We start from the raw sequence: 17,232 nt of genomic DNA on the forward strand, positions 1-17,232 counted from the left end.
AAAATAAAATGACCACTAATCATGTGATTTTAGGCACAGGCGCAATCGGACGCGCCATTATGGAAGAACTTATCACGCGCGGAGAATCTGTCCGCATGGTAAATCGTTCAGGCAGGATGGACGAAGCTCCTGCCGGGGTGGAGGTGGTGGCGTCAGATCTTTATGACCAGATAAAGGTTAAAGAAGTGGCGCGCGGTGCTAAAGTCGTATATCAATGTTCACAGCCGAATTATTCCGAATGGGTAGAAAAATTTCCACCGTTGCAAAAATCCATCATAGATGGCTTGACGGGTAGTGATGTTAAACTGGTGCTGGTTGAGAATTTGTATATGTACGGCGAAACCAATGGAATGCCAATGACTGAAGACACACCACACAACGCACACACGCGTAAAGGCAAGACGCGCAGTGAAATGAGCAAGGCCGCGCTTGCCGCACATCAGGCTGGAAAACTAAAAGTGACTATTGGGCGCGGCTCTGATTTCTTTGGTGCATGGGGCTTGCCAACTGCGGTAATGGGCAAGCGCACCTTTTATCCGCTTTTGCGGGGCAGGCCCGCCCGGTTGATCGGAAATATTGACCTGCCGCATACTCATACATATGTTCCTGATTTTGGAAAAGCGCTTGTGATTCTGGGAGAGCATGGTGAAGCGGACGGACAGATTTGGCATATACCGAATGACCTGCCGCATATTTCTCAGCGCGAGATGGTTAGGATAATTGCCGAAGTTGCAGGTGTTGAACCTAAGATGAACGCAATGGGCAAGTTGATGATGTGGGTGGGAGGTCTCTTCATCCCCGAAGCGAAAGAGGCCCTTGAAATGATGTATGAATTTGACCAGCCCTTTGTTGTGGATTCGAGTAAATTTGAAAAAACATTTGGCATGAAAGCCACACCCATGCGAGAGGCAATAAAAGAAACTGTAGCTTGGTATAAAAACCATCCTGATAAAATTTAACATATCATTGCGAGCAGTGTTCCTGGTATGGGGTAGGCTTCTCGCAATGCCAACTTTTATTTGTAGGAGAAAATCATGATCAATTCTTTAATGGCAACTTTGCATCACATTTGTGCCTTCACACTTACTGCATGTCTAATCTACGAGTTGGTCGCATATCGTAAGGGATTAACCGTCGAAGAAGCGCGCCGCATTCAAAGAGTCGACCTTGTCTATGGCATATCGGCGGGTTTACTGATCGCCGTCGGTTTACTGCGTGTGTTCTTCTTTGAGAAAGGCTCCAATTACTATTTTCACAATTATGTCTTCTGGACAAAGATGGCGTTATTCGTAATTGTGGGCTTGCTCTCGATCTATCCCACCATTCGATACATCAAATGGAACCCAGTGCTTGCGGAAAACAGATCGCCTGAAATCCCAGAGCGGGAATTCAAAAATATTCGATTGCTGCTTTGGCTCGAAATCGCAGTGATTATACTGATCCTTTTTGCCGCCCCAATGATGGCGCGCGGGATTGGCGTAAGCTAGTCACATGTCAAATTCTTGTGTCAAGAGTAACCCTTCGAGATGGATTCTGCTTTGAACCGCGAAGCGTGCAAAGCGCACGAAGATCAAAAGGTTTTCTTGGCGGACTTTGCGAGCTTAGCGGTAAAACCCCAATAAGCTTCTCCGAAACAATACTGGATAAAAAGGAGCCACCATGCTGGAAATTGCGATCATGCTCGAGGGCCAGAACGGCCTGACCTGGCCCTGCTGGCAAAAGATTGTTCGCCTTGTGGAAGAAGCGGGTTTTGTTGGCTTGTATCGATCCGATCACTTTACCAACATGAACCCGCCTGATAAAGAGTCTCTTGAGTTGTGGGTCTCGCTCACATGGTTAGCTTGCAACACGAGCCGCATTGAGTTTGGCTCGCTGGTCACGCCATTTTCATTTCGGCACCCCGCGCTCACTGCCCGCATGGCCTCCGCAGTGGATGATCTCTCAAACGGGCGATTAACCCTCGGTGTTGGCGCAGGTTGGCAGGAACGTGAGCATCAGGTTTTTGGGTTCGATCTGTTGGATGTAAAGGCACGTTTTGATCGATTTGAAGAAGGTCTGCAAGTGCTAACGCAACTTCTGAAAAGTGACTCGCCCGTCTCCTTTCACGGAAAATATTTCAACCTTCATGAAGCAACTCTCCTTCCACGCCCGCAACGCTCAGGTGGCCCCCGCATTCTGATCGGCGGCTCTGGCCCAAAGCGGACTCTGCCTCTCGCTGCGCATTACGCGGATGAATGGAATTGCATCTTCAACACGCCTCAAAACTTTTCCGTTCTAAACAAACAATTAGATGATTTGCTCAAAGCCGAAGGCCGCGACCCCAAATCACTGAAGCGCTCGATGATGACAGGCTGTTATTTCGGAAAGAATGAAACTGCCCTGCGTGAAAAAATTGCTGCTCGCGGATTAATCTTCGATGAACTGAGAGCCAGGGGAATCATTGTGGGAAGTGCAAGCCAGGTGAAGGATCAATTGCAGGAACTGGCTAATGCAGGGTTGCAGCGAGTCATGTTGCAGTGGCTTGATTTAGATGATCTGGATGGAATGGAAGCGCTGGCGAAGGCCGTGCTTTAGGCTTCGAGCACTTTTTTCATGTAAGCCGAAAACTCTTCGCTAAATCTTTTGGATGAAAAGCGGGCCGCGTTCTCTTGCGCGGCTTTGCTGTTTAATTTTACATTTTTGGATTGAAGTACCGTCTCGATCAGACTCCCCGCAGCCTGCTCCTGAAACAATAAGCCTGTTTCTCCATCCTTCACTATTTCCGCCGCGCCGCCTTTGTTGTAAGCAATGACAGGGCATCCCGCCGCCTGCGCCTCGACTATCGCAATGCCGAAATCTTCGACAGCCATGTACACGAAGGCTTTGGCGCGATTCATTAAGTCGGTTACTATTTCATCAGGTTGATAGCCAAGCAGTTGGATATTATCCTTCGCGAGCTTTTGCAAACGCGGCATTTCAGGCCCATCACCAACGATGAGGAGTGGAAGCCTTAACTCATTGAAAGCGCGGACGATTTCTGCCGTCATTTTGTATGGCACGAGCCGCGAAACGTGCAGATAGAAATCATCGCGATCTTTTGCGGGCGAGAATCTATCCACATCCACAGGCGGGTAAATGACTTGCGACTCACGTCCCCAGGCTTGCTTGATCTTCTGCGCTGTCCAATGTGAGATGGCGAGCAAATAATCGGCGCGGGATGCTGACTCTCTGTCCCAACGGCGGAGCAGGCTCAAGGTCAGGCGGGCGGCGGCTCCTACAATAATTGGCTTATCCAAATGATGAAGATGCAAATAGTCATCCTGCAAATGCCAGGCATATCGCATCGGTGTGCAGACGTATGAAATGTGAATCTGATTTTTATTTGTTTTGATTCCATGCGCAACCGCATGTGAAATGGATAGGACAACATCGTAATCGCGAACATTCATGCTTTCAATCGCAAACGGCATGAGCGGCAGCAGTCCGCGATACAGATGCTCGACCCGCGGGATTTTTTGCAGGAAGGATGTTTTGACGCTGCGCCCCTCAAGCGGAGTATTGAGCAGGTTTTGCTTATTGTGAATGAGCGCATGTAACTGCGCCTGGGGATATAACTTTAGGATCTCAACCAGCAGTCTCTCTGAGCCACCATAAATATTCAGCCATTCGTGGATGATCGCGAGTTTCATACAAATCTCTCAAGCAGGGTTTGCGTTTTCTGCGCTGACTCATCCCACAAAAATTTGGCGGCATATTCCAATCCTTTTTCGCGCAACTGTTTTCCGAGGGATTTGTCTTCAATGATCTTCTGCATGGCATCTGCTATTTCATCCGAGTTGTGCGAGTTGACGAATAGCACAGCATCGTCGAATATTTCACGAAAGACAGGTATGTCTGATGCAATCACCGGAGCGCCGCACGCCATGGCCTCAAGAATGGTCAAACCGAAACCTTCGTAAAATGACGGCACGACAACAGCCACTGCGCCTGAATACAGGGCTGGGAGATCTTCATCGATGGTGTGGGTCAAATTGCCAATTTGACCTACCGGTGCAAAGATCTTTCCTTCTGCGCCTGCAATAAATAAAGAATGGGATTTTAAATTCAATTTCTCCCATGCCTGGATCAATCTTGCCAGATTTTTTCTTGGTTCATTCGTCCCGACGAAGAGAAAATAAGGTTTGTTTAAACTGTATTTTGTCTTTATCGTTTCGACCCTCTTTTGTGTTTGTGGCTCGAACGGTTTCCCAACCCCGTTGTAAATAACGTGGATTTTCTCTTCTGGGATTCCCAAATGAAATTTCAATCGTTCTTGCGAAAAATTGGATACAGTGACGATGGCTTTAACTCGTTTTGCTAATATCTTCCAGGACAGGCGGGTCCATAACGCAAAGGTGGGATTGAACCATTCGGGGTGGTCAAATACGCTCGCATCATGAATGGTGATAACCTGATTGCTTACAAGCCAGGGCCCCGCATTTGCAGGCGACCAAAGCACATCTCCATTTTGAAACTTTGCAGGCAGAATGAATTGCTCCCAAAGGTGCCCAGCCATTTGCCCAAGAGAACGCTTTGGTGTAATGAAGTATTTGGTTGCAGTCAGCCGTTTGGAAATTTCGTGCGCATACCGTTCCACGCCTGTAATGCGCCTATGTTGAAAGCGGGCGTTGATCGCGAGTTTCAAGGTCATTCAAAGATTATATAATACTCATAGTCACAAATTGAGCTTTCCCGTTTTTGAAAAAGCGCAATTTATGACCGCGCTGGGTATAATAAATAAGATTATTATGGTCTGATTATTAAATGACATCATCCTTGCAAGATCGCTTGTCTCACATTTTCGGCGTTGGTGCGCGTTTCTTCTTTGCGCTCACGATTTTTCTTATTCCATTCCGCTGGCGCATGGAATTGTGGGCACGCCCATTTTTTCCCATCTATTCTGATTACACAGATTTTCTGCTCTTCGCGAGCGACGTGTCGATGCTTTGCATGCTTATATTTTGGGGGTGCTCATTGCTTTTGATGCCGCGCAAATTGAAGGCAGGGTCAGCGCTAATGTGGATCAGCCTCGTGGGCCTGACCTTTGCAGGTTGGGTATCCATTCTTGGCAGTGAGGACGAGATCCTCTCACGTTATCACGCCCTGCGTTTTATTGTGTTGCTTTTGTTTTACTTATTTATTGTCAACGAAATTAAATCTGTAAATTGGGTCATCCTGCCGGTGGGCGCGCAAATTTTATTTCAATCAGTTGTTGTGATTTTACAAGTCGCTTCTCAAAGCTCTTTGGGATTGTATGGCCTGGGTGAGCTATCCCTTGACCCAGCCGACTCAGGCGTCAGCGTTATCTTTGGGGATGGATTTCGCTTCCTGCGCGGCTATGGTCTGAGTGACCACCCGAACATTCTCGGCGGCTGTATCGCTTTCGGACTTGTCATTTTGCTGGCTATCATTCTTTATAGCAATGGGCGTGCGCAAATTATTTCATCCATTGTGTTTTTGTCATGCTTTCTGGCATTGGTGATGACCTTCTCCCGGTCAGCGTGGCTAAGCTTTTTTGTAGCTGGCAGTTTCGTGGTCGGGAGTGAGGCGCTGGCTCGTAGATGGGATCATGTTAAAGTTGCGATTCTGCTTGGGGTGTTGAGTCTGCTAGTCGTGATGCCATTCATCACGAAAAATATTTCCCTGTTTCAATCACGTGTGAACTCTGGTAATGTTGCTCAGGATGACCCGATGAAGGAGCGCGCGTTTCTGCTGGATGTAGGCAATACGCTTTTTATAGAACACTCTGCAATTGGGGTTGGGCTGGGCGCGAGCCCAATTGCGATGATGAAGCGTTTTGAAAATTTCCCGTTGAATTATCAGCCGCCGCATTATGCAATTTTGGTTGTGGCAATGGAGACAGGTGTGCTGGGCGGGGTATTTTATTTGCTTTTGCTGGTGCTTCCTTTTGCTACATTCGTTTCGCATTGGGAGACTTATTCGCGCCAGCCAATCTTAATGACCGTGTTTGCGCTATTGCTTGCAGTTACAATGGCTGGATTCTTTGATTACTATACCTGGTCTTATTCGTATGGGCGCGCCTGGCAATGGCTTGCGTGGGGGCTGTATTCTGTGGGGTTGGAAACGGTGATGTAAATGAATATCATTCAGATCATCCTTGCGCCTGTTTTGATAGCCTACTCTCTAGCTATGGCAATATTGTTAATTTATATTTCCAATATGGTTTATCTTGCATTCACGGGTTTGAAACAACGAAATAAACTGCTGCGCCCTGCGCTGATGATGTTAAATGAATTGCCTCATGTCACTGTGCAATTGCCGATCTACAATGAGTGGTATGTCGCAGAACGGCTGATCGAATCATCTGCTGCGCTGGATTATCCGCGTGAGTTGCTGGAGATTCAAGTTCTTGATGATTCAACTGATGAAACAATTTCGCTTGTGGCTGAAAAAGTTAAACAATTGCAGAGGCAGGGAGTGGATGTGGTTCATATCCATCGCGCGAATCGTGATGGCTTCAAGGCAGGCGCACTTGCCAATGGGCTTGAAAAGTCAAAAGGTGATTATCTTGCCATCTTCGATGCAGATTTTCTGCCGCATCCTGATTTTCTTCGCCGCGTTTTGCCGCATTTTAACCACGAGAAGATTGCATTTGTACAGACTCGTTGGGGACATTTGAACCGCAATTATTCCCTGCTCACCCTGCTTCAATCTTTCTCTCTAGATGCGCATTTTGCCATTGACCAACTCGCGCGCGCCAATGCAGGTTATGTTTTCAATTTCAACGGTACCGCGGGTATCTGGCGTAAATCTGCAATTGTAGATGCGGGCGGCTGGAAGGCCGATACCCTCACCGAAGATATGGATCTGTCTTATCGTGCGTTTCTACGCGGCTGGTCGGCCCGCTATGCTGGTGAAGTGGAAGTACCCGCCGAATTGCCCGTTAGCTTCACGGCCTATCGCCGCCAGCAATATCGTTGGGCGCGCGGTAGTTTGGAATGCGCCATTCGCTACATCCCCATGATCTGGAACTCGGATTTTTCCTTTGCCCGCAAATTCCAGGCTACACTGCATCTCACAGGATATGGCTTGCATCTGCTTACCTTTGTCTTGATCATTCTTTATCCGCTCCTGCTTTTGTTTTCGACCCAATATCCATCGCTGCTTGCGCCGATGGGCATTGGTCTAATTATGAACTTCCTCGTTTTTGCGCCCGCCATATATTTTATTATTGCGCAGCAACTTCTTCGCAGGCGATGGTTTTTCTCATTGCCATTGATCTTTCTCATATCAATCTTTTCATCAGGCTTGATCTTGAACACCCTGCGTGCCATGTTGCAAATCATGCAAAAGCGTATGATCCCATTTGAGCGCACACCCAAATATGCGATTACTCATCGTGCGCAGCCGTGGCTTGATCATCGCTATCAGGTTAAGATCGATATGCTCATCGTTTATGAAATGCTCCTTGCCCTGTTTAATTTATGGACGTCCTGGTTCGCCTGGAGCACAGGCCATTATTTGCTGATGATCTTTGCCTTTCTCTTTGCTGTTGGATTGTTTTTCGTCTCAGGCTTCACCCTTCTGCAAGCACTCTCTGCGCGCTTCACCTCTGACCCGAAACCTGTTTCTGATTAAAGGACATTCCCTTGTCTCTGACATTAGACACCAAACCCGCACTCATGAATATTTCCACGCTCGAACGTGCCATTCTTGAAACGCTCGCGTATTCGGATATTTTTGAGTACCCGTTAACGATGGATGAATTGCATCGCTTCCTTGTTGTCCCTGCCCAGAAAGAAGAGATTGGTGAATGTGTTGCCAATATGAAAGATGTTGCTTCAAAGCACGGATATTGTTTCCTGGCAGGCCGCGAAGAGATCGTGGATATTCGCAGGCAACGTGAAGTAATCTCTAAGAAAGCATTTAACCGCGCCTTATTCTATGGGCGTATCCTTGGCGTATTGCCTTTCATCCGCATGGCCGCGTTGACGGGTTCTCTCGCCATGCTCAATCTCTCCAAGAATGCGGATATGGACTACATGCTGGTAGTCAAAACTGGTCGCGTGTGGATGGCGCGCGCTTTTGCCTTGTTGCTTGGGAGGTTGGCACGCATGTTTGGTGACACGATCTGCCCGAATGTTATCGTCTCAGAGAATGCCCTGAAATGGAATGCAAAAAATTTATACACTGCACGCGAGTTTGCCCAAATGATCCCCATCAGCGGGTTGGATGTTTTCCATCAGTTGCGCGATGCAAATCCGTGGGTCAATGATTTTTTGCCAAACCTACACAACTATGTCATCCTGAGCGAGGCGAAGGATCTGAGTCATGGACATGCAATACGAACTATTTTGGAGGATATCCTCAGCCATAAACTCGGTGACATGCTCGAATCCTGGGAAATGAATCGTAAGATCGCGCGCTTCAAAAAGCAAAAAGGCTACGGTGTGGAAACGAATTTCTCCGCCGATGTATGCCAGGGTAACTTTGACCATCACGGCTCATGGGCAATGCAGGCTTATGAAGAGCGCTTAATAACCCTCTATGCTCTGACCGCCGTCCTCGGCAGTGAGAATGGGTGAGGAATAAATGACCCAAATCATCTTCGGCCAATCCTACTATCTCCGCTTCGACCCCAAACTATGGGATGCCATGATGCCCTATCCGCCACTTGGCACCTTGTACGCTGCGAGTTATATCCGCGGAAAGGGATATGACGTGGCACTCTTCGACGCAATGCTCGCAGACTCGGAAGAAGATTGGGCGAAATCGCTTGATGAACACAAGCCGCAATATGCGATTATTTTTGAAGACAACTTTAACTATCTATCCAAAATGTGTTTGTTGCGGATGCGCGAAGCCGCCTTCACCATGATTCAAATGGCAAAGGAACGCGGATGCACTGTCATCTTGTGCGGTGCAGATGCAACCGATCATTACGCCGAATATCTCGAAGCAGGCGCAGACTACATTCTGCTAGGCGAAGGCGAAGAAACACTAGCAGAATTGCTGAGTCAACTGTCAGTTGAGCCCGAAGCGGATGCGGGACTTGAGTCAATTTTAGGGCTGGTATATAAATCGAAAATCGTAAATCGTAAATCGCAAATTATTTGTAACCCTCGTCGTCCCGACATAAAAAATCTGGATGCGCTTCCTTTCCCCGCCTGGGACCTGGTGGACATCCCAAAATACAAAAAGCTCTGGCTGGAACGGCATGGGTATTATTCGATGAACATGGTCACCACGCGCGGCTGCCCATATCATTGCAACTGGTGCGCCAAGCCGATCTGGGGACAGCGCTACAATTCGCGTTCGCCTGAAAATGTAGCCGAGGAAATGAAATGGTTAAAGGAAAAATTTGCGCCCGATCACATTTGGTTCGCGGATGATATTTTGGGTTTGAAACCAAATTGGATAGAAAAGTTTGCGGCCTTGTTGCATGAAGCGGATGCAGTAATACCGTTCAAATGTTTGCAACGCGCGGATTTGGTCAACGAAAAAATTGCAGCCGCACTCGCGAAGGCGGGTTGTAAAACCGTCTGGCTTGGTGCAGAATCAGGCTCGCAGAAAATTTTAGATGCGATGGATAAAGGCGATAAAGTGGAAGATATTTATCAGGCCGCCGAGTTGTTGCAGAAGAATGGGATCGAAGTTGGCTTCTTTTTACAGTTTGGCTATCCAGGCGAAACCTGGGACGACGTGCAAAAAACTTTGAAGATGGTGCGTGAATGTGCGCCTGATGATATTGGCATTTCTGTCTCGTATCCACTACCTGGTACGAAATTCTTTGAGCGTGTCAAAATGGAATTGGGCGAAAAACAAAACTGGGTCGATTCGGACGACCTCGCCATGCTTTATCGCGGCCCATTCCCACAGGAGTTCTATCGCATTTTGCATGGACGTGTCCACCATGAGTTCCGCCTGCGCCGCGCATGGCGAAATAGAGAACCGCGCGGCATCGTGCGAACACCTTATTATTTGCTTGGCATGATGCGAACTGAAATGAAATTGAGAAAATTCTTGCCAACGAATTAGTAATTCCTTGAGCGGTAAGAAGAAGCATTGATTTTTCAATCTGCTGACTCTGCGACATCTGCGGATTATCCCGAAAATTATTGCAGGAGATTTTATGTCCAATCTAGACCCAGCCTTTGAAACCGTAGCCACCGCCTACGACCGCAATGCGGATAAGTATGATGAATTCATTGAAAATAATCCCAACTTGATGCGTATGCGTCAGCGTGTGTATCAATTCATCACTACACGCCTGCCCAAAGGCTCGCGTATTTTAGATCTCGCCTGCGGCACAGGCACAGACGCAGTCTGGTTCGCGCAAAATGGATATTTCGTTCATGGTGTGGATATTTCAGGTGAGATGCTGGAGCGCGCAAAAAAGAAAGCTATTGATCTCGGTTTGCAGGATCGTTTATCCTTTGAACAACTTTCTTATACAGAATTAAAAAATGCAAACGTTGAACCTTTTGATCTCACTTTTTCAAACTTCGGCGGCTTGAACTGCGTTTCCGATATGAAGTTGGTCGCAGATAGCGTGAGGCCACTAATGAAGAAAAACGCTCGTGTCATTTGGGCGCTCATGCCTCCGTTCTGCTTGTGGGAATCCGCCATGCTTCTGCGTGGAAAATTGAAACTTGCAACGCGCCGCTTTTCTGGTCACTCCACCGTTTTCAAGGAAGGCTTGAATTATCCTGTTTATTATTACACGCCGAGTCAAATTGCAAAAGCGTGGGGCAGTGATTTTCACATCGAAGCCGTTGAAGCTTTGTCTGTCATCACGCCGCCTGCCACCAATAAAGACTTTGCGCTAAAACGTCCGCGCATGTTTGAAACTCTTAGCAGACTCGATAATTTTTTCGCTCCACGCTGGCCTTTCAAATATTGGGGTGACTTCACAATTGTTTCTCTGGCATCCTCTCGTTGATATCAAAAGTCGGGAGACTTTTGACTCCGCTTAACAGGCTGGAGTCCAACGACTCCTGTCGTTGGATATTAAAAGTTACGTAACCTTTAATGACAACCACATTACAACGTAATTCGTTCTGGCTGATGTCCGCCCGCCTTACTGCGCAGGCGCTTGCGATTCTTTATACAGCCATCCTCGCGCGCAAGTTGGGCGTCGATGGCTTCGGTCAATTTGCTTTTATTGCATCTCTGATTCTGGTCGGCAACACCTTCACCAATTTCGGCACAGATACTTTTCTCGTCCGCGAAATTTCACGTGCAAACAAGGTCACTGACATTGCGGCGCAGTCGCTTGCTCTGCAATTAGTTTTATCGACGCTCTATTGCGCTGCCATGTTTTTTTATCGCAACACGCCTTTGCTTTTATATTCCCTCGCGCTTTTTCCGCTTGCAATTTTTTCCGTCAACAATGCGCTCCTGCGTGCCCTCAACCGTATGGATCTATTCTGGCTGCTCAGTCTGCTCAACGGGGCGATTCAAATTATCGCCGCCTTTTTTTCTTTGGATGTCTTAAGCCTTTGCATTTATCTTCTCTTAGGGCAACTCCTCCTTTCAGCATTCTCCATCTTGATCTGCCGCGCCTCACTCTCGACCTTCAACCTGCTTCCGCTTAAAAACTTTTTCTCCATCTTCAATTTGATTCTCCCCTTCGCCGCGTTGACAATTCTCCTGGTCCTCATTCAACGCCTCGGCATTTTGACCGTCTCCGCCCTGTTGGATGACTCTGCAACTGGATTGTTCTCCTCGATCATCCGCGTTGTAGACGGATTGAAATTAGGTCATTACGCCATTCTCGGAGCATTACTGCCCGCCCTCTCCCGTGGCACAACCGATGCGTGGAAGAGCTTCCGCAAGGCATTTATTTTGTTGCTGGCAATTAGCTTAACTTTTTCTTTTATTCTTTTAATTTTCGCCACACCGATCATTTTTATTTTATACGGCAGTGAATTTGTACAGGCTTCAAGCCAGCTTTCTTTACTCGGCTGGAGTTTAGTGCCATATACAATTTCATCTTTTATATCTTATGAGCTCATCGCACGCGGAATGGAAGCCGTGGTGGTGAAGTCCGCTTTGATTTCTCTAATGATTTATGTGATCTTATATCTCTGGCTTATTCCTTCTTATGGCTTTTCAGGTTCGGTTTGGTCAGCTTTGCTTGGTGAGTGTTTTCAAACGATTACATTTGCAGCTTTTTATTTTCGAAATAGATATGCTCCAGTCGCCGTCCTTGGCGGTGGAGATATCAAGCGGTAAACAAATATGAGCAATAGCGATCCCATCCTCACCCCAAAAGAATTGCTGGCTTATCGCCGCGCATCAGGCTCCTTGCAGGATTTTCCGCCGCCGCATACGGTTATCTTTGCGCCGCAAAAAAGCCTCGCTGATTATGTCCTTCGCAAATATTCAGTTAAAAAGATCAAAGGCTTTCTTGGTGAGTTTTATCTGCTCAAAAAAACGAACGGACAAATTGCCCTATCCACAGGCTTTGGGATCGGCGCTCCTGTCATCTCCGGGCTGACAGATGAATTCGTCGCATTGGGCGTCAAACAATTTGGGCTGATCGGCATGGCGGGTGGCTTGCAGGATAAGCTGTCAGCGGGGAGTATTATCCTTTCAACAGGAGCAATTCGCGGCGAGGGCGTGTCGCGGCATTATCTTCCTCCAGCAGATGTTGTGGAGTCGTCTATAGAAATCCTTGATAAAGTAGGTGAAACCTTGTCAAAACGTAAGCTCTCTTTTTCAATGGGTCTTACGTGGACGACTGATGCACCCTTTCGCGAACTCCGCAAGGATGTACTGAGCTATCAACAGCGCGGCGTCCTTGCAGTGGATATGGAAGCGGCGGGCATGATGGCAGTTGCGAAATCATATGGCCTGCCTGCGTTCGCTGCTTTTTCGATTGCAGATATGCTTACCAACGGAACCTGGCGTATGGCCAGTGATTTGCGGGTGGCACAAATAAATTTGGGTGTAATTTTTGACGCTGTCTATGATGCCTTTTCCTTTCCTCATTAAGCGGCTCGGAAACCTTCGTAGTTTGTTCGCGTATATCTGCATGGACTTTGAATTTTCCAAAAAAAGATTTACACTAATACTGAAACCAACAATATAGGAGAACATAAAATATGAACAGACAAGGTCGTTCCCAACTTGCGCTCGGCATTATCCTCATTTTGCTTGGCGCTTGGTTCCTGCTGGATAGATCCGTCCCAGCCTTTCACAATTTCTTCGATCAATATACCGAATGGCCGACCAACTTGCTTTTGATCGGCGGTGGGATCTTTATCCTCGCGCTTGTGTTAGGCCAGCCAGGGCTTGCCGTCCCTGCTGCAATCGTTGCAGGGTTGGGCGGCATTTTTTATTATCAGGAAGTCGCCAACGACTATGAGTCCTGGTCGTATATGTGGGCGCTCATCCCAGGCTTTGTTGGCGTAGGCAGTATCCTTGCAGGCATACTTGGCGATAACAGAGCGCATAATATCAAACGCGGTCTTAACTTGATGGTCATCAGCGCTGTGTTATTCCTGGTCTTCTCATCCTTCCTCGGCGGTTGGGATCTGCTGGGGAATTTCGGCCCTGCTGTCCTCCTCATCTTGCTCGGCCTATGGGTGCTCGGCAGCGGGTTATATCGCTCGATGCGCAATCGTGACGACAACCGAGGAGAATAACATGCGCCGCAATCAATTGGTCTGGGGCGTTGTTCTGCTCCTGTTGGGTGGTTTGATGCTAGCCAATGAAATGGGGATTAGGCTTCCCAATGGCGAGTCATTGACGAGTCTGTTTTGGCCCGTGTTGCTTATCTTTTTGGGTGCATGGGCTTTGTTTGGAGTTTTCTTTCGCCGCAAGATTGAATCTGAATCCGCAAGTATTGACTTGCAAGGGGCGAGTGAAGCCAGTTTGGCGATCAAGCATGGCGCTGGGAATTTAAAACTCCGTAGTGGGGCAGGTGCAAATGAATTTGCGCACGGCACCTTCGTTGGCGGGTTGGATCACAAGGCCTCTCGAAACGGGAACAAGCTTGAGGTCCGAATGAGCCCCGCAAAAGATATCATGGATTTCCCGTTCATTGGAGTGAACAATCAACTGGATTGGGACGTTGCCCTGAATCAAAACATCCCGACTTCATTGAGATTGAGTCTCGGCGCTAATAAGTCTGTGATCGACCTGCATGATATGAATATCACAAGCCTGAAATTGGACACTGGTGCAAGCGATACGGATTTAACTTTGCCTGCTCAAGGCCGCTTCCACGCGGACTTTGATCTTGGTGCGGCCTCACTGACAGTTACCATCCCTGAAGGCCTCTCTGCTCGAATCCACGCCTCACTCGGCGCAGCAGATATGAACATTGACAAGACTCGTTTCCCGCGTAATGGAAGTTACTATCAATCGCCTGATTATGACACTGCCGCCAATGCCGCTGACATAAATATTAATGCAGGCGCGGCTTCGATAAAGATAAAGTAATGAAAGGCAACCTAATGAAACGCATTGATCTACGGATTGTGTTTGGCATCATGCTGATGCTGGGCGGCGGACTTGCGCTCTTGCAGGCATTGGGCTATTTGGAAAATGCTTCAGACATATTTTGGAGCGGTACATTTATCGTATTGGGGTTGGTCTTCCTGGCTCTTCTCTTCGGCGGCCATTGGTGGAGCGCAATCCCAGGTTTTACTCTTGTTGTGCTTGGAACCTTGATCATTCTTCCTGAGTCGTTGGAGGCCTTTGGCGGTGCGATTTTTCTGGGCGGCATTGGCTTATCCTTTTGGTATGTCTATTTCAGCAGCCGCGTTGAACGCTGGTGGGCGCTGATCCCTGCCGGTGTATTGACCGCGCTTGCACTCGTGGTGGTAGCCTCGGAAAGTTTTGAAGAATATTCCGGCGCAATTTTTCTTGGCGGAATTGGGATCGCCTTCTTTCTGGTGTATCTCACCAACATGTCGGAGCGCTGGTGGGCGTTGATTCCTGGCGGCGTCTTATCCACCCTGGCAGGTGTAACGATTGCAGCGGAAAAATTTAGAGCCTTTGAGACAGGCGGCTTTTTCTTCTTTGGGCTTGCACTCACATTTTTGCTGGTTGCACTACTTGCGAGGATGCGGTGGGCATACTGGCCTGCTGGTGTGCTGGGCGTAATGGGCTTTTTAGGGATCGCATCGCTTTTGGATTTTGCTAATTATTTTTGGGCCCTCGCTTTGATCGTCGCAGGCGGGTTTGTGCTATTCAGATACTTCACCAGAAAATAACGTTGATAAAAATTTGAAAATCAACATCCCCGCACTTCTGCGGGGATGTTGATTCACTTACCAGCCCTCACCAGTAATTATTTCACTTCAACCACGGTTACATCTGGAAAGAATTGGCGCACAGTCCCTGCCACCCAGCCATGCAGGGTGGATGGCAAAAGTGGGCAGTTCAGGCAAGCTCCGCCTAATTTCACTTCGAGGATGCTTCCATTAAACGAAACGAATTCCACGGTGCCTCCGTGATATTGTTCTATATAGGCACTGAGCTTTTCGATCAAGTGACGTAATTGAGTCTCGATATTGGTTGCTTCTGTTATTGGCATGGTCTATTCTCCTGTCTATTCCTTCTGACTGGATTTCAAAAGCGACTGGACTTGCATTTGAGCATTGGCCCAACGCGGAGAAACGATACGCGCGAGCCGATCAATAATGATCTTGCCCGTTTCTGGATGTTCCTCAACCATTTTCCATAATGATTTTCCACGTATTCGAATTGCCTCGATCTCTGCACTGCTGACAATGGTGGACGTGTACCTTGGGCTTCCAACCACTGCCGACCAGCCAAACACATCTTCAGCACGTAAGCGGGTTAAAACGATGGGCGGGGCATCATATGGTTTGAATTGGATCTCAACCTCACCTTTCAGGATAATGTAGAGGTAACTTGCAGGTGTGCCCTGTTCAAATATCACGGTTCCTGTTGCGCAAATGAATGACTCAAAAAGGGGCTTAAGCACTTCAATTTGTTCAGGCTCAAGCCCATGAAAGAGCGGCAGATAGGGCAGCGCATCCAACATTTGATTGCATATTAATCAACGTCTGGACAAGTTGCCAGTATCATATATCCTAAGGTGGATGACATTTGTCCCGTTTTCATAGCATCATCGTTTTATTCGGTTATACTTTGTGAAATAAGTAATTTATCGTATTGTCACAACACTATAAGATTTATGAAATGACCATAACACCACAACCTTTTCCCAAACGTTTTTTCGCAATGTTATTGATCGGGGTGGGATTCATATCGATTGGGATTATGTTCCTTCTTCTGCTGACTAATTCCTCCGCTTCCACCCAGGATTATTCAGCTGTTCCTGCCAAAGTTGATTATCCCGCCCCTGAGCTGACTCTTCAAGACCTCTCTGGAAACTCTGTTTCGTTGCGTGATTATCGTGGAGGTGTTGTCCTGGTTAACCTCTGGGCTACCTGGTGCCCTCCATGTAGGGAAGAGATGCCTACCTTACAGGCCTTTTATGAAAAATATCAATCACAGGGCTTTGTATTGATCGCTATTAATCAGGAGGAGCCTCTTGAAACCGTAGCTCCTTTTGTGAAGGAGTTCGGGCTCACTTTCCCTGTATGGCTTGACTTGGAATATCAAGCTCAACGAGAATTTAATACAATGGGTTTGCCCAGTTCTTATGTAATAGATCGAGTTGGAAAAGTCCGCTTGATGTGGGTGGGCGGTATTTCTGCAAAGAACCTCAATAAATTCGTGCCAGATATTATTACGGAGTAGATGATGGATGTAACATTGAATTGGAAAGGCCGAATGTCCTTCGAGGGTGCGGGCAATTCTGGTTTTGTGCAAAAACTAGATACAAGTGAAGTAGTAGGCGGTGACAACAATGCAGCCAGCCCCATGGAATTTATCGCCCTTGGGCTGGCTGGTTGCGCTGGCATGGATGTAATTTCCATATTGCTAAAGAAAAGGCAAGTTGTTACAGACTTTCAGGTAAAGGTTCATGCCGGCCGTGCGAAAGAGCACCCCAAAGTTTTTACGGAAGCAATTATTGAATTCCTAGTCTGCGGCTCTGAGATTGATGAGTTCGCCGTATTGCGCGCGATTGAGCTTTCGATTGAAAAATATTGCCCCGTGCATGCTATGCTAAGCAAGGCGTTTCCCATGCGATTTAAATATAATATTTTTGATGAGGACGCAAGTACGCTTCTCAAAGAAGGCGAATATACACAAAACCAGACGGATGAATAGCCCGTCTGGTTTTGTGTTCGCTGCATTCCATTT

The 17,232-nt window shown here is 47.5% G+C and carries 19 protein-coding genes; 15 read left to right on the plus strand and 4 right to left on the minus strand.

Annotated elements, in window-relative coordinates; all coding sequences use genetic code 11:
- The first annotated feature begins 8 nt into the window (after nucleotides 1–8).
- The 3 genes from AC14M5_RS06605 (at nucleotide 9) to AC14M5_RS06615 (ending at nucleotide 2,574) form a co-directional block, all read left to right on the plus strand.
- Complete coding sequence (locus AC14M5_RS06605) at nucleotides 9–959, plus strand: SDR family oxidoreductase (RefSeq protein ID WP_484028850.1); 951 nt, start codon at nucleotides 9–11, stop codon at nucleotides 957–959.
- Nucleotides 960–1,034: 75 nt separating this feature from the next.
- Complete coding sequence (locus tag AC14M5_RS06610) at nucleotides 1,035–1,487, plus strand: DUF2214 family protein (RefSeq protein WP_484028851.1); 453 nt, start codon at nucleotides 1,035–1,037, stop codon at nucleotides 1,485–1,487.
- A 172-nt stretch (nucleotides 1,488–1,659) separates the two neighbouring features.
- A complete protein-coding gene (locus AC14M5_RS06615) occupies nucleotides 1,660–2,574 on the plus strand; it encodes an LLM class F420-dependent oxidoreductase (RefSeq protein WP_484028852.1) in 915 nt (304 codons plus the stop codon).
- Here the strand turns inward: AC14M5_RS06615 and AC14M5_RS06620 are convergent.
- Complete coding sequence (locus AC14M5_RS06620; protein WP_484028853.1) at nucleotides 2,571–3,668, minus strand: glycosyltransferase; 1,098 nt, start codon at nucleotides 3,666–3,668, stop codon at nucleotides 2,571–2,573. The genes AC14M5_RS06615 and AC14M5_RS06620 overlap by 4 nt on opposite strands.
- Nucleotides 3,665–4,669 carry a glycosyltransferase family 4 protein gene (locus AC14M5_RS06625; RefSeq protein ID WP_484028854.1) on the minus strand — a complete coding sequence of 335 codons (1,005 nt, stop codon included), beginning with the start codon at nucleotides 4,667–4,669 and terminating at the stop codon, nucleotides 3,665–3,667. Before AC14M5_RS06625 ends, AC14M5_RS06620 begins: the two co-directional genes overlap by 4 nt.
- Nucleotides 4,670–4,782: 113 nt before the next feature.
- Here AC14M5_RS06625 and AC14M5_RS06630 point away from each other — a divergent pair, with 113 nt between their 5' ends.
- The 10 genes from AC14M5_RS06630 (at nucleotide 4,783) to AC14M5_RS06675 (ending at nucleotide 15,206) form a co-directional block, all read left to right on the plus strand.
- A complete protein-coding gene (locus AC14M5_RS06630; RefSeq protein ID WP_484028855.1) occupies nucleotides 4,783–6,114 on the plus strand; it encodes an O-antigen ligase family protein in 1,332 nt (443 codons plus the stop codon).
- Complete coding sequence (locus AC14M5_RS06635) at nucleotides 6,115–7,617, plus strand: cellulose synthase family protein (RefSeq protein WP_484028856.1); 1,503 nt, start codon at nucleotides 6,115–6,117, stop codon at nucleotides 7,615–7,617. It abuts the gene before it with no gap.
- A gap of 11 nt (nucleotides 7,618–7,628) precedes the next feature.
- On the plus strand, nucleotides 7,629–8,564 hold the full coding sequence (locus tag AC14M5_RS06640; RefSeq protein ID WP_484028857.1) for a hypothetical protein: 936 nt from the start codon (nucleotides 7,629–7,631) through the stop codon (nucleotides 8,562–8,564).
- A 7-nt stretch (nucleotides 8,565–8,571) separates the two neighbouring features.
- Nucleotides 8,572–10,017, plus strand: coding sequence for a B12-binding domain-containing radical SAM protein (locus AC14M5_RS06645; RefSeq protein ID WP_484028858.1), 1,446 nt, complete (start codon nucleotides 8,572–8,574; stop codon nucleotides 10,015–10,017).
- A 94-nt stretch (nucleotides 10,018–10,111) separates the two neighbouring features.
- On the plus strand, nucleotides 10,112–10,921 hold the full coding sequence (locus AC14M5_RS06650) for a class I SAM-dependent methyltransferase (protein ID WP_484028859.1): 810 nt from the start codon (nucleotides 10,112–10,114) through the stop codon (nucleotides 10,919–10,921).
- Nucleotides 10,922–11,010: 89 nt separating this feature from the next.
- Entirely contained in the window at nucleotides 11,011–12,216 is a 1,206-nt protein-coding gene (locus tag AC14M5_RS06655) for an oligosaccharide flippase family protein (RefSeq protein WP_484028860.1), read from the plus strand.
- Nucleotides 12,217–12,222: 6 nt separating this feature from the next.
- Nucleotides 12,223–12,978: a nucleoside phosphorylase gene (locus tag AC14M5_RS06660; protein ID WP_484028861.1), complete on the plus strand. Its 756-nt coding sequence runs from the start codon at nucleotides 12,223–12,225 to the stop codon at nucleotides 12,976–12,978.
- Nucleotides 12,979–13,088: 110 nt separating this feature from the next.
- Nucleotides 13,089–13,631, plus strand: coding sequence for a hypothetical protein (locus AC14M5_RS06665; RefSeq protein ID WP_484028862.1), 543 nt, complete (start codon nucleotides 13,089–13,091; stop codon nucleotides 13,629–13,631).
- A gap of 1 nt (nucleotide 13,632) precedes the next feature.
- Nucleotides 13,633–14,430: a LiaI-LiaF-like domain-containing protein gene (locus AC14M5_RS06670; RefSeq protein ID WP_484028863.1), complete on the plus strand. Its 798-nt coding sequence runs from the start codon at nucleotides 13,633–13,635 to the stop codon at nucleotides 14,428–14,430.
- Nucleotides 14,430–15,206: a hypothetical protein gene (locus tag AC14M5_RS06675; RefSeq protein ID WP_484028864.1), complete on the plus strand. Its 777-nt coding sequence runs from the start codon at nucleotides 14,430–14,432 to the stop codon at nucleotides 15,204–15,206. The genes AC14M5_RS06670 and AC14M5_RS06675 overlap by 1 nt, the downstream gene beginning before the upstream one ends.
- A 77-nt stretch (nucleotides 15,207–15,283) precedes the next feature.
- Here the strand turns inward: AC14M5_RS06675 and AC14M5_RS06680 are convergent, their stop codons facing one another.
- Nucleotides 15,284–15,529, minus strand: coding sequence for a NifU family protein (locus tag AC14M5_RS06680; RefSeq protein ID WP_484028865.1), 246 nt, complete (start codon nucleotides 15,527–15,529; stop codon nucleotides 15,284–15,286).
- Nucleotides 15,530–15,544: 15 nt separating this feature from the next.
- On the minus strand, nucleotides 15,545–16,003 hold the full coding sequence (locus AC14M5_RS06685) for a cyclic nucleotide-binding domain-containing protein (protein WP_484028866.1): 459 nt from the start codon (nucleotides 16,001–16,003) through the stop codon (nucleotides 15,545–15,547).
- Nucleotides 16,004–16,161: 158 nt separating this feature from the next.
- On the opposite strand from AC14M5_RS06685, the gene AC14M5_RS06690 reads away from it, so the two are divergent.
- Nucleotides 16,162–16,725: a TlpA family protein disulfide reductase gene (locus tag AC14M5_RS06690; RefSeq protein ID WP_484028867.1), complete on the plus strand. Its 564-nt coding sequence runs from the start codon at nucleotides 16,162–16,164 to the stop codon at nucleotides 16,723–16,725.
- Nucleotides 16,726–17,199 carry an OsmC family protein gene (locus AC14M5_RS06695; RefSeq protein WP_484028868.1) on the plus strand — a complete coding sequence of 158 codons (474 nt, stop codon included), beginning with the start codon at nucleotides 16,726–16,728 and terminating at the stop codon, nucleotides 17,197–17,199.
- The last annotated feature ends 33 nt before the right edge of the window (nucleotides 17,200–17,232 follow it).

The sequence above is a fragment of the Candidatus Villigracilis sp. genome (assembly GCF_057083605.1).